Genomic DNA, 13,327 nt, shown 5'->3' with positions numbered 1-13,327 from the left:
ACTCTAATGAATATTTTGTCATAAAAAATAGCACCTCCAATTGTTAGATAGTGTCTAACAATTGGGGTGCAGTTCATAAAAGGCCTATAGATATTAATTTTGTTTTTCTTGCGTCTCAAGATACTGCCTTATTTTATTAAGATACTCTGGTCCATCCATTTGATCTTTCACGATCATTTCTATAAGGGAAAGTTTTTCGGCGTTCATTTCCTGAGCCTTCTTGATGGCATCATCCAGTTCTCCATTCGTCCTGACTCTCGCAGTGAAGGCCTCCTCGCCAAATGCTTCAGCTAGCTTTGTATATTCCCACTCTGGTATCTCGTTATATTTCTGTTTTTCTATATCGACTTTTACGTTTAAGAATTTTTCTATCGTATAGCCGTTATTGTTGAGGATAAACACGATGGGTTTGCAGCCGTTCACCAACATCGAGCTTATTTCCTGTGCTGTCAGCTGTATCGAGCCGTCACCAGTAAACAAAAGTACACGACGGTTTCTATCCGCTATACAAGCCCCAAAAGCAGCGGGTGTCGCATAACCAATACTCTGCCAGCCTCCCTGGGCTATATAGGTCGCCCCTTTTGGCAATCTAACCTGTGACATACCATAATAGAATGTTCCTGTTTCAGTGACCACAATGTCATGTTCCTTCAACATTTGCTGAATTCGAGGATAATAAGAGGCCGCTTCCAGTGGTGCTGTAGGGTCTTCGACCATTGTGTCATACGGAAACGAGGTTGTTCCAACAGATTCCTTCTGCCGGTAGCCAATTTCTTTGAGAGCATTTAGAGCATCTTCACCATTGATATTCATATAGCTGGCAACTCCCACTTTTAAGGAGTCAGGTTGAACCTCTATCATTTTCAGCGGATTTAGCTTTGCTGTACCTTTGGATGTATTGACGTCTGACCAAACAGCACCTACTGCAATGATGCAATCCGCTTCCTCAACGGCCTGAGCTACCTCCTTACTTCCAAAAGCTCCGCCGTATACACCAATATAAAGGGGATGACTCTCATCAAATACGCTTTTCCCCTGCATTAACGAAGCGACTGGAACATTTAACTGCTCAGCCAGTTGCTGCACGGATCCTTGCAAGTTATAACGAAGTGTTTTCATATCTACAAGCAGGACTGCTTTTTTTACAGCCTCTAACATTTTTCTTATTTGCTCCACTGCTGACTGCAATGCATCGTCATTCGTTTTGGTCTTATTTTGGGAAGGTTCGGTGTGGGAAATCACCGGTTTTGTAACGAGATCGATGGCCACTACCAAATAAACGGGCTTTTTCTTTTCCTTCGCAATTCTGATCGCTTCCGGTATCTCCCTAGCCGCGTTTTCTGGTGTAAGAATCGCTGTATAACTGGTGATATGCTCATAAACCTTACGGAAAACATCAAAATCTCCATCCATTAACGTATGATGGGCAAGCTCTTTCTCCTTTTGGATCATGGACTTTGGTGAGCCGACAATATGAATGAGCGGCACATTTTCACTGTACGCACCAGCGACTGCATTGCATGCACTCATCTCACCAACGCCAAAGGTGGTGATCAGTGCCGATATGCCCTTCACCCGGGCATAGGCGTCCGCTGCGTATCCAGCATTGAGTTCATTTCGTCCATTAATGAACTCAATCCCATCGTAATCTTCCAAAGTATCTAGCAATGAAAAATTATAGTCTCCGGGTACACCAAAAATCTCTGTAATGCCCTCTGCTTTTAAGCAGTCGTATAAATATTGTCCCAAGGTTCTGTTTCCAGCCAAGTCAATCACTCCTTCAATTGATTCATCTCTACCTTATTAATACCCAAACATAAGTAGGTTAACCGTATAAGTATCCATATAAATAAGAGCTGCCTTCGCTAACCTATTAATCTATTTTGAACTTTGATAAATGAAGTGGGTGATATTGTCCTGGAATGGTGTGGAAATCTTTAACCACTCAAAGGGAAGAGGATGCTTTTATAGGGGTTGAAGAAAATTCATTATTCCCAACCATTCCAAAAACGAACTGCTACCTCGGAGCTACTGCCTACTATAAAAATGCGGATTTCAAAAAAAAACGATTCAATTCCAAATCAAAAAGTCTGAAAATTCTTGATTCCACCTCTAACTTTGATTTATATTTGAATCAACCGAAAAATCGGACAAGGGGGAAAATGATGAGTGAAAACAATGTGAAAAGAGTTTTGGAAACCATCATCAGCACATCGAATAATAATATTACCGTGACTGATGAAAGGGGATTCATTTTATTTACGAATCCTAACCATTGGTGGATTTATGGAATTGAACCCGACCATTATCTTGGAAAATCCGTATATCAGCTCGAAACGGAAGGAATACTTACGCCTTCAATATCTGCCATGGTATTGAAAGAGAAAACACCTGTTCAAATCATGCAGCATACGAAGACAGGAAAGATTGTCATGTCGACTGCCTATCCCATCTTTGATGATGATGGTGAATTGATTCGTGTCGTCAGTTATGCCCAAGATCAAACTGAAATCAGAAACCTTCAGGACCAGTACGGTCAATTGGAGAAAAAGATCCAAGAATATCAATCGGAGGTCGAGGAACTGAGGGAACAGGAGGAGCTAATCTATCGCAGCAAGGAAATGCGGCAAATCGCCAAAACGATACTCCGTGTTTCCAAAACGGATGCTACTGTCATGCTTCTTGGGGAATCGGGGGTGGGCAAGAGCGTTTTCGCCCGCCGGCTACATAATCAGAGTTACCGCAGCAAAGAGCCATTCATCGAAGTCAACTGCAGTACCATTCCAGAAAGTCTCTTTGAATCTGAAATGTTTGGATACGAAGCGGGATCCTTCACCGGTGCGCAAAAGCATGGTAAGCAAGGGCTGATTGAACAGGCAGACAATGGAACCTTATTTCTGGATGAAATCGGGGAGCTCCCCCTGGATATGCAAGTGAAATTATTAAATGTCCTACAGGAGAAGACTTTTAAAAGGGTGGGCGGAAAAAAAGAGCATAAGATAGATTTCCGGCTTGTAACCGCAACGAATCAAAACCTTGAGGAAATGGTCGAAAAGGGTACATTCAGGCTCGATTTGTATTACCGCTTAAATGTGATTCCCGTCCATATACCGCCTTTACGGGAAAGAAAAGAAGATATTGCCATCTTAATCAATCATAATCTCGAAATCATCAACAAGAAATACAAAACAGATAAGAAGTTGCATCCTTCCACTTACGAAATCCTGATTCAGCATAAATGGTCAGGGAACGTGCGTGAATTGGAAAATCTGATTGAACGGGTCATTCTGACCTCGGAAGACTCCATCATTTTCCCAGGCTTCCTCCCTTCCCATTTCCATGGACAAGTATCTTTGGAGAAAAAAGATGATACCTTAATGATCGACCAAATGATGGTTGAGGATCGTGATCTCAAAACCGCTCTTGAACAAGTGGAAAAATGGATGATGATGAAAGCGAGTAAACAATGTAAATCCACATATGAAATGGCAAAATTCTTAGGTATAAGCCAGCCTTCAGTCGTTAGGAAAATGAAGAAATATAAAGGTCAATTACCCATTACGTAAAAGTAAACTAAAAGAATATTTCACTGCAATCTAATAGGAGACCTTCACATGAAGGTCTCTTATTTCTCTTATTTCTCTTATTTATTTGACACGCCTGCCGAGTCAAATGTTGCCATTTCTTTAAGGACCAATGTCGCTGCCTTTAGGATCGGGTATGCCACTGCGGCCCCTGTTCCTTCTCCGATTCTCATTCCTATATCGAGGATCGGCTCCTTACCAAGCAATTGTATGGCTGTTCTATGACCTGGTTCAGCCGATCGATGTCCAACAAACATATAATCTGCTGCATGTTCAGAAATGAGGTTGGCCAATACAGCGGCCGTGGTTGTAATGAAACCATCAACAAGAATGGGTATACGGTTATTCGCTGCAGCGATCATGGCCCCTGCCATACCTGCAATTTCGTATCCACCGATTTTCATCAAAATATCGATTGGATCATCAGGACTAGGTTTTCTTAACGAAATCGCTTTTTCAATTATTCTTTGCTTATGTAAAATGCCTTCAGACTTCAAACCTGTTCCCTGTCCCACTAGCAATTCGGAGCTTTTCCCGCTTACGACGGAAATGATGGCGGAACTGGATGTCGTATTTCCGATTCCCATTTCACCAAGAATCAGGCAGTTCACTCCACGGGCAATCATTCTCTGTGCACGATCATATCCAATTTCAAGCGCTTGAAGTGCTTCTTCCTTTGTCATCGCATCTTCTTTATAAAAGTTTCTAGTTCCACGGCGGACTTTTCTCGAAGTTAATTCCGGAGCCTCGATATCTGCATCGATCCCTATATCGACAATGTCCAAGTAAGCATCTATCGCACGGCTGAGTACATTGATGGCGGCTCCATCATTCAGGAAATTGAGTGCCATTTGTTCCGTCACTTCTTTTGGATATGCCGACACCCCTTCTTCCGTAATTCCGTGGTCGGCTGCAAACACGATAACACCCGGTTTAGAAATGTCCGGAAAGGCCTCTCCTGTCATCTTGGCCAATTCAATTATCCATTCCTCAAGTCGTCCTAAGCTTCCCTGAGGAACCGTCAGTGAATCGACATGGCCTTTTACCTGCCGTCCCATATCCTCATCCAGCATCGGGATGGAAATGGCGGCTAACCCATTCGTCATATTAAAAACCTCCATAATCCAAAATGAAAAACCTTAACCATCGGAAAAGGTTCTTATCCATCATTTTCTATAAATACAACTTAGTCAATATAATTATCCTTTAAACTTTAACATGTGTACACACTAAGATCCATTTACTTCGGGACCCCTATTTCATTTAATGGATAGATGCGAAATTCCACTTTGCCCACAAGTGATTCCTCTGAAATAAAACCAAATCTTCTTCCATCCCAACTTTTCCTGCGATTGTCCCCCATGACAAATAAGTGACCAACAGGTACCTTGGATTTCCCAAGTAAATCATTCAGGGTGAAATTCTCCGTCAGATTTTCTTCAGGTGGAATTTCCTCTTTTTTCGTTTTCAAATATGGTTCTGTATACTCTATTCCATTAATAAACAGCATATCATCCTTCATTTCGATACTGTCACCTGGTAAACCGATCACCCTTTTTATATACTTCGCATCTGCGTCCGGTGCATTAAATACAACCATATCGAAACGTTCTGGCTTTCCGATTTTAGTTACCACGATCCGGTCATCGTTTTCATAAGTCGGCTCCATTGATTTACCCTTGACGGTAACTGGCGTAAATAAAAACTGTTGGCAAATAAACACGATCATAAAAGCGAATAAGATAGATTTCAACCAAGAGAACACTTCAGTTTTCATATCATTCTTCATAGCGACTCCCTCCCATCTATTGTGAACGGCTAACATTTGAAACCAATGCATGCAGCGTCAAGACCAATTTTTTAGCTCTGTTACTCCCTGTATGCTGAGTTTTGCCGGTCGGTGTTCAGAGGAGATATTCTAAAAGAAATATATGGAAAAATTGTAACATATCCATTTATCGCTTGCGAGAATTAATCATTTTTATTAACTGGGGCGCAAAGCAAATCTAAAAATATATCGAAAAAAGGATAGCGAATTTCAGCTATCCTTTTACTTGGTATCTAATCCTTGCTCCAAAAATCCTTTTATGGTGGACCTTAGTATTTATTCCAAGTCAATAAAGTATCTAGTGGCAAACGGACTTTTTCAAATCCTGCTTTAGTTCCTTTTCCAAGGGAGATTAACATGACAGGTTTGAAGTTTTCCGGTACATTGAATGCATCCACAAATTTGGCTTCATCGAACCCTCCCATAGGGACTGTATCGTATCCTTTTGCTTTTGCTGCTAACATGATCTGCATGGAAACCAAGCCACCGTCAATCATGGCTACACTTAAAGCCTTTTCAGCAGAAAAGTTACCGTAATTATGGATGATGGAAGCTACAAATGGCTCTTTGATTTCATTCTTCATGATCCCTTTATCCACCAATTCACCATAAATTCGCTCTGCATTTTTGTAACCTTCTATATCAGCTAAAACGGCAATGACCGCAGAGGCATCAACAATTTGTTGTTGGTTATTTGCGATGGGCAGCAATTCTTGTTGGGTTTGCTTATCTTGAATCACAAGGAATCTCCATGGCTGTAAGTTTGAAGAAGACGGCGCTTGAATTGCAACCTCCAGGATTTCTCTAATTTCTTCTTCAGTCATCACGTATTCAGCATCGTATTGGCGAACAGATCTCCGTTCTTTTGCGACCGTAAGGAAGTCTGTATCAGTAAGGACCTTCGGCTTTTCTAGCGGTATATTCAATTCTTTCGATTTATTTAGGTACTCTTCTTTACTCATTGTATTTTTTGTCATTTATAATGACCTCCATTTAACTGTGTATATTACAGGAACAGTATATTACGATTACTGTTCTTTTGTCAAATACAGTTTAAGAAAAACGAAACCCTATTAGTTTCGTTTTTCACTTTAAGATTTTGATAGTAAATCAGCAATCGTCTTTTGTTCCAAGCCTTGTATAATCCAGCTCTCCATCTCGTTTTTCAAACCGCATAAAGCGTCGCGAGAAGAAGGCTGAAAGCATTTTTTATCATTCACATCAAGGAAGCCCTTTGAAAAAGGTTCGGATTTAATTGCAGCGTATATATCTGCAAGTATGATTTGTTCGGGATTTTTGGCTAGTGAATATCCGCCATCCCTGCCTTCTTTAGCTTGAATCAGCCCTGCCTTAACTAAATTACTTAATATTTTTCTGAGAAAACCCGACTCCGAATCAAGCTTATCGGCCAATTTAGCACTATTACATAATCCATCCTGATCTGCAAGAACGAGCAAAGCTTGTACTGCAAGACTAAACCACATTATACTGGATACCTTTTCAGACATTTCTTTCACCTCTCCTCTACTTTAAACTATTTTTCAATGAATATAAAACGCTGCATCGAACAATTCTTCCTAAAACCTCTTTTAAATGAACCAGCCATGCGGAAAAGCTTGCATACCCTTTTAGACCGATCGGAGTTTTTCGGAGCAGTGATAGTAATGGGAAGTTGAATCTGTCACCAAAATGAATGGATAAACACAGTACTCCCACTTGGCGTATTTTATATCACCTTCCATTAAATGCTTTTCCCCATTTTACAAAAACCAGGAAAAAAAATGGACTAGTTATTTGTCCAAAATAGGTTTTTTGGGAATATGGTAAACTAACTTAATAGAATTTTCACTCAGGAAGTGTTAATGATTGATGCTAAAGACCCTCTCATCACGACTATAAGCTGGTTATTGGCTTGGAACGGAAATTAATGATCATGGCCCTCTTGGTTTTGTTCATAGCTGCTTCAGAGTATGTCCATTCTTGGGTGGTCGGTAAAATTTTCAAGATGGGGAAAGGGGGATATCATCACCTTGACATTTACAGGAGGAATGCGAAGCATCAGTGCAGGATCCGTTCTTGCGACTACCTATTTCCCTGCTGCCGTCGCTGTACCCGTTGTACTTGGTATGCTTTTTAAGCAAATGCTCGCTTCCTTTTTTGGCTTCATTATGGAGAAGCATTCCACCGTTGTTCGAAAGAAGGGTGATCAGTGAAAGATTATTTCCTAAGCATCCCTTTTCCCTTTCATTTAATTTCCAATTATAATAGACTAGTGGAACTTATTAACATGATTATCCATAAAAAATAAACAATCGGAGGTAATAAAGATGAAAATTGTTGCAATAGTGGGAAGTATTCGTAAAGAGTCTTACAACCTAAAGCTTGCCAAATATATTCAAACTAGATATCAAGATCGTTTTGATCTCGAAATCTTAAACATTCGGGACCTTCCTTTTTATGATCAAGATATTGAAAATGAGCCTCCTGCAGTCGTGAAAGAATTTAAAAGCAAAGTGGCTGATGCAGATGCAGTCCTATGGGTAACGCCTGAATACAATGGGACGATTCCAGGCGTATTGGGCAATGCCATCGATTGGTTGTCACGTGTGGATAAAGTCTTGATTGGCAAACCTTCATGGATCATGGGTGCGTCAATGGGACAATTAGGAACGGTTAAAGCTCAATTGCATTTACGTGAAATTCTATTCGCTCTAGGCATCTCCTCCCCGCTCCTTCCCGGGAATGAAGTATACGTCGGAGCCGTGCATGACAAAATCAATGACGAAGGCAGTCTTACACATGAGTCGACTGTCCAGTTTATCGATACGGTCGTCGATAACTTCATTAGCTGGTATAATCATCATACTCGTTAATGCTTTTAAGACAAGAATCCCAGCAGATCGCTCCTGCTGGGATTCTTGCTGCTTCATTCATGAGTTAAATGAGCCTTGATGGCAGTGCTCCTTCTCGATTTAAATCCTGCCTTTTCCAGGCAGATACATTCATCCTCTTCCAGCTTGGAATGAAGGATATTTCGTCATCCCGCCATCAGCAAATAAAGTGATGCCCGTTACATAACTGGATTCTGAAGATGCCAGCCATACGGCAACCGCGGCAATCTCTTCAGGCTTTCCGATATACCCCATTGGAATCATGCTTTCCAGATCCTTTTTCTTTTTGGGATCTTCAAGTTTGTCGGCATTAATTGGCGTGGCGATGGCTCCAGGTCCAATGCTGTTCACACGAATCCCTTTCGGTGCATATTCAAGCGCCAGGGTTTCCGTAAGCAACTTCACACCGCCCTTGCTTGCCGCGTAATGTACGAATAAAGGCCAGGGAATCATCTCATGTACACTGGACATGTTTATCACATTCCCTTTAACATTGTTCTCGACAAAATACTTGATCGCTTCACGGCAGCCTAAGAAATTACCGGTTAAATTGGTGTCAATTACCCTATTCCAGTCGCTTAACGGCATCTCGTGAGATGGAACGGCATTTTCTACTCCTGCATTATTAATGAATATATCAAGTTTCCCGAATTCCTTTACCGCAGATCGAACAATGTTAATCATATCTTCTTCAACCGTGACATCACATTTCACTGCAATAGCTTCCCCACCACTGTTTTTGATTTCTTCCAATACACTGTCCGCTTCCTCTGATTTAGTGCGATAATTAACCACGACCTTTGCCTTTTCCTGAACAAAGCGAATGGCCATCGCCTTTCCTAAACCAGTGGATGAACCGGTTATAACAACGACCTTACCCTCTAAATCTGTATACATTTAATCACCCTCCAATTAACTTTTTGCCAATCCGAGCATAATCCCGGCTATGATAATCAAGATAATTCCTATAACGATTCCAATTAGTTGGCGCTTCGTTTTCTTTTCACGTAATATGATGATCCCGCCGAGAGTTGATATGACTATGCCCATTTGAGAAAGGGAAAAACTCGTAGCCACTCCAACACGGGGCTGGGATATGAATAAAAACATGTTCCCTGCAGCCCATATCAGTCCGGGAATTATATTGCGGATCGTATATTTGTTAAACGGTTTATGTTTAAAGGTCAATAATAGACCGCCTATCACCATCCCGATCGCTTGAGGGAACAATGCTGACCAGCCATTAACATTGAAAAGCCGGGCTACGACCACATAGACCAAATAACCGAACGTCGAGATGAGGAGAATAATGATTCCTTTTTTCAAGTTTCCCGATTTGCCCTCTTTTGATTCTTTATCTTCCAAGGAGGTCAAGACAATTCCTATAATAATGAAAACTAGTGCCAAAACGCCTAAAATGACCGCTTTCATAGTAGACCATTCGTGAAAAACAATGACCCCGAATAAAGTCGTTGAAATGAGCTGTAATCCAGTTGATATCGGCATCGTTTTGGAAACACCCATTAAATCAATGCTCTTAAGCTGATTAGCTTGTCCAACGGCCCAAAACAATCCAGAAACGATCCCGACGCCAAACACCAAAAGTGACAACTTGATATCGGCAAAAATATAAACACCAATTGAAAAAATCAAGGCGCCAATCGTTGTACCTAGTGTTTGACTATAGGGTCCCCCCCCAAGTTTCACATTAAATAAAACGATGCTTCCCCAGAATAATGCAGGCAAGAGAGCTAATAATATATCCATCTTCAACCCCCATATTTGTATGTACTAACGGAAATTTCATTTTATATTCTCTTAATATGTTGTTCGCATTATTTGAATTGAACCTCGGTAATTTTATCCAGTTCCCGCAGAAATAGTGTTCAACACAAAAAGGGCTGCAGTCTCAGCCCTTTTTGACGATAGTGATATTAATTGCAGCTACCCACCATGTTATGATGTTGCATGTCCATTTCCGAATCATCACTACCTTGAAATAATCACTTTCATAAACAGCCGTCGTTCCGATAAAGATGAGGGAGAACAAGAGAGTCAGAAAGAAAAGGAGCAAATCCCCTCCCACTTTTTGTTTCTTTTACATCCTCTCTCTTTATATAAAAAGTCACAAAGAATATACTGGGAAGGTATTCAGATTCATCGAAATGATCATGAAAGTTTGTGAATCAAGAGCCAGCATGACCCCAAGCATGGCTCCTATCAGTGTTGTTGATAGAGACTCCATAACCGCTGTTAAACCGAATGGCCTTCCGCTATTGATGCTGCCACTGCACATATTGAGATGGCCAGAACGGTAAAACCGCAGCTTGCCGGGCAACAGGAATGGCAGCATTAAACTTGCCGTTATGCTTAACATCATGACCATGCATTTACCCAGGCTAACACCAATATGATTATGGTGAAATACTCTAGTTAGCAAATGCAAAATCCAGTAGCCTATATGTTATGAAAGATGAAGTATCCTTGCACCTTACTGAGCAATAATAGTTATTGTGAATTTAATGAGTTATTAATGAATGATCTTATTATATCGGGGGCGTTAGTTTGAAAAAAGACAGCCGTAGTGCTGTCTTTTTAATTATGAGATTATAAATAATATACGAACAGAGCCCAATAAAAAAGCAAACCATATGTAGGTTTGCTTCTTTTCTTAGATGATGGAACTTACTTCTTCAAATGATAGGGAACTGTCGCAACAACTACATTTCTTCTATAAAGCAAGTAGGCCTTAATCAGTAAACTTGATTGGTTATGAAGAATATTGTGCCAGCCTTTCTTCGGAATAAATTGCGGGATTATTACCGTAACTTTATAGTTGGATTCACTCGCTTTATGTTCAACTGTATCCACGAATTTAGTTAATGGCTGTATGATACTCCTGTAATAAGAGTTTAGTGTGACGAGTCTAACATCTGGCTGCCACTTTTTCCACTTTTCTTCAAATTTCTTTTCATCTTCTCTTTCAAAAGCAACATAAACGGCAATGACCTGATGTGCTGATAGAGATTTAGCATAATTTAAAGAGTTCTCAACCACATGAGTTATACCGGCCACAGGCACAATAATGATATTCCCTTCTATTGGCAAGATGGGCTCACAAGTTGTAATCCTTAGCTGGTCTCCGACTGCTTCATAATGCTTCCTAATTCGATGAAAAATTAAAATGATGATAGGTAAAAAAATCAAAACAGGCCAAACCTGAGTAAATTTGGTTAAAAAGAATATCATCGTGACGATAAAACTAATAGTGGCACCAATTGAATTAATGGTTAATTTCATGATCCAGCCTTTTGGCTTTTCGCGTATCCATTTGACAATCATCCCGGTCTGGGAAAACGTAAATGGAATAAATACCCCTACCGCATAAAGTGGAATAAGATTTTCTGTATGTCCCCCAAATGCGACTATTAAGATGATGGATGCAAGTCCTAGTATGATAATTCCATTGGAATATCCTAATCGGTCCCCTCTAATCGTAAACGCCCTTGGTATGAATTTATCTTTTGCAAGATTCACCGCAAGCAAGGGGAAAGCGGAATAGCCAGTATTGGCAGCAAGAATCAAGATCAATGCAGTCGTACCTTGAATGAAGAAATACATGAAATTCCGACCAAAGATCTCTTCAGCAATCTGCGAGACGACCGTTACCTCTGCGCTAGGAACAATGCTTAAATAGTAGGCTAAGAATACGATTCCCGTAAATAATACAGCCAGTAAGGAACCCATAGCTATTAAAGTTTTTGCAGCATTATTCGGAGCTGGGTCTTTAAAGTTCGGAATCGCATTGGAAATCGCTTCGACTCCTGTCAATGCGGAACTTCCTGATGCAAATGCTCTTAGCAGTATGAATAAACTGATGCCCGCTACTGGAGTCCCGATTGGCGCGTGTAATTCCGGTGAGACTCCTCCTGTCAGGATTTTGTAAATTCCTACACCAATCAAGATGAACAATGCTAAAACGAATAGATACACCGGATAGGCCAAAACAGAGGCCGACTCCGTAACCCCTCTTAGATTAAGGATGGTAAGCAGAAATACAAAAACGATGGCTATGCCTACATTATATGCATGAAGGCCGGGAAAGGCGGACGTGATAGCATCCGTACCTGCAGAAACACTTACAGCTACAGTTAAAATATAATCGACCAATAAGGATCCTCCAGCTATCAACCCTGGATTGATACCTAAATTGTTTTTTGAAACCACATAGGCTCCCCCGCCATGAGGATAAGCAAAAATGATTTGTCTATAGGACAAGATCAATGCAGCCAACAGTAACAATACTCCGATGGCGATGGGTATGGAATACCAGAATGCCGCAGCACCGACCGTGATCAGAACGATTAATATTTGCTCCGGTCCATAAGCAACCGAAGACAAAGCATCAGAAGATAATATCGCCAAAGCCTTGGTTTTGTTAAGCTTTTGATCACCTAGTGCATTTGATTTTAAAGGTCTCCCGATCAAAAACCTCTTTATAGAAGATAACATCAAGAATTCACCACCATTTTTAAGTTATAAGTTTATGTTACCCAGCTATAGAAAAAACAAAAAAAATGGAAAAATGCCCACAAGTCATAACTAAATAGACCTGTAGACATCCACTTTTTTGTCTAACAAGCTCCACCTTCCCTCTCATATAACGCTTACGAGGTTAGCTGTCGGATTCGGACCTAAGAGTAGCCCTACCTTGAAAGGATTCACCCCTTGGATTGTTAAAATAATCCCATACCGGACCCCCCGTACCATAAGGTTTAAGCGATTTAGAAATACGAAACTGTTGATTATCATACTCCCGTGAAATGGAAAAGTAAATGAAAATTTTGCACAGTAAAATAATAATTTATTTTAAGTGAGGCTTTGTTCTGACGTATATAACATAAGTCATCCAAGTGCATGATTCGAAGGTAGGAAAAAGGTGAATAACTTGTTAAAAAAGAGAAACTTCCCAATCAATTTTTAAGAAATGAAAGAACAAAAACGGTGGGTCCTTAAAAGGGAAA

Annotated in this window: 13 protein-coding genes and 1 riboswitch; of the genes, 3 read left to right on the top strand and 10 right to left on the bottom strand. The window is 40.5% G+C overall.

Translation table 11 applies throughout. The features are described 5' to 3' along the window. Positions 1-93: 93 nt before the first annotated feature. Complete coding sequence (locus ACFX4X_RS18085) at positions 94-1,767, bottom strand: alpha-keto acid decarboxylase family protein (RefSeq protein ID WP_377385127.1); 1,674 nt, start codon at positions 1,765-1,767, stop codon at positions 94-96. A 395-nt stretch (positions 1,768-2,162) separates the two neighbouring features. Between ACFX4X_RS18085 and ACFX4X_RS18080 the strand changes: the two genes are divergently transcribed. Further along, on the top strand, positions 2,163-3,566 hold the full coding sequence (locus ACFX4X_RS18080) for a sigma-54 interaction domain-containing protein (protein ID WP_377385130.1): 1,404 nt from the start codon (positions 2,163-2,165) through the stop codon (positions 3,564-3,566). Between the two features lie 77 nt (positions 3,567-3,643). Here the strand turns inward: ACFX4X_RS18080 and cobT are convergent, their stop codons facing one another. The 4 genes from cobT to ACFX4X_RS18060 all read right to left on the bottom strand — a co-directional run bounded on the left by cobT (position 3,644) and on the right by ACFX4X_RS18060 (position 6,920). After that, positions 3,644-4,690 carry a nicotinate-nucleotide--dimethylbenzimidazole phosphoribosyltransferase gene (gene cobT / locus ACFX4X_RS18075; RefSeq protein WP_377385125.1) on the bottom strand — a complete coding sequence of 349 codons (1,047 nt, stop codon included), beginning with the start codon at positions 4,688-4,690 and terminating at the stop codon, positions 3,644-3,646. A 134-nt stretch (positions 4,691-4,824) separates the two neighbouring features. Continuing rightward, complete coding sequence (lepB, locus tag ACFX4X_RS18070) at positions 4,825-5,373, bottom strand: signal peptidase I (RefSeq protein WP_289320932.1); 549 nt, start codon at positions 5,371-5,373, stop codon at positions 4,825-4,827. 308 nt (positions 5,374-5,681) lie between these two features. Further along, positions 5,682-6,389: a nitroreductase family protein gene (locus tag ACFX4X_RS18065; RefSeq protein ID WP_089365045.1), complete on the bottom strand. Its 708-nt coding sequence runs from the start codon at positions 6,387-6,389 to the stop codon at positions 5,682-5,684. 114 nt (positions 6,390-6,503) lie between these two features. Then, the gene (locus tag ACFX4X_RS18060) at positions 6,504-6,920 is read right to left on the bottom strand and encodes an RrF2 family transcriptional regulator (RefSeq protein ID WP_089365044.1); all 417 of its coding nucleotides are present in this window, start codon (positions 6,918-6,920) and stop codon (positions 6,504-6,506) included. A 522-nt stretch (positions 6,921-7,442) separates the two neighbouring features. Between ACFX4X_RS18060 and ACFX4X_RS18055 the strand changes: the two genes are divergently transcribed. Continuing rightward, the gene (locus tag ACFX4X_RS18055; RefSeq protein ID WP_284471645.1) at positions 7,443-7,625 is read left to right on the top strand and encodes a hypothetical protein; all 183 of its coding nucleotides are present in this window, start codon (positions 7,443-7,445) and stop codon (positions 7,623-7,625) included. A gap of 114 nt (positions 7,626-7,739) precedes the next feature. Then, on the top strand, positions 7,740-8,285 hold the full coding sequence (locus ACFX4X_RS18050) for an NADPH-dependent FMN reductase (RefSeq protein ID WP_284471646.1): 546 nt from the start codon (positions 7,740-7,742) through the stop codon (positions 8,283-8,285). Positions 8,286-8,414: 129 nt separating this feature from the next. On the opposite strand, the gene ACFX4X_RS18045 is transcribed toward ACFX4X_RS18050, so the two are convergent. The 5 genes from ACFX4X_RS18045 to ACFX4X_RS18025 form a co-directional block, all read right to left on the bottom strand. Further along, positions 8,415-9,200 carry a glucose 1-dehydrogenase gene (locus tag ACFX4X_RS18045; protein WP_284471647.1) on the bottom strand — a complete coding sequence of 262 codons (786 nt, stop codon included), beginning with the start codon at positions 9,198-9,200 and terminating at the stop codon, positions 8,415-8,417. Positions 9,201-9,215: 15 nt separating this feature from the next. Further along, entirely contained in the window at positions 9,216-10,070 is an 855-nt protein-coding gene (locus tag ACFX4X_RS18040) for a RhaT/GlcU family sugar-proton symporter (protein ID WP_061461839.1), read from the bottom strand. Positions 10,071-10,212: 142 nt separating this feature from the next. Then, on the bottom strand, positions 10,213-10,377 hold the full coding sequence (locus ACFX4X_RS18035; RefSeq protein WP_377385122.1) for a hypothetical protein: 165 nt from the start codon (positions 10,375-10,377) through the stop codon (positions 10,213-10,215). A 51-nt stretch (positions 10,378-10,428) separates the two neighbouring features. After that, entirely contained in the window at positions 10,429-10,743 is a 315-nt protein-coding gene (locus ACFX4X_RS18030; protein ID WP_377385120.1) for a hypothetical protein, read from the bottom strand. 245 nt (positions 10,744-10,988) lie between these two features. Further along, positions 10,989-12,815 carry an APC family permease gene (locus ACFX4X_RS18025; protein WP_377385118.1) on the bottom strand — a complete coding sequence of 609 codons (1,827 nt, stop codon included), beginning with the start codon at positions 12,813-12,815 and terminating at the stop codon, positions 10,989-10,991. A gap of 136 nt (positions 12,816-12,951) precedes the next feature. Continuing rightward, positions 12,952-13,095: riboswitch (cyclic di-AMP (ydaO/yuaA leader) on the bottom strand. Between the last annotated feature and the right edge of the window lie 232 nt (positions 13,096-13,327).

The sequence above is a fragment of the Peribacillus sp. YIM B13481 genome (genome assembly GCF_042787985.1).
Taxonomy (GTDB): Bacteria; Bacillota; Bacilli; order Bacillales; family DSM-1321; genus Peribacillus; species Peribacillus simplex_A.
Note: the sequence above shows the minus strand (reverse complement) of the source record. Positions and strands in the feature narration are given on the sequence as shown.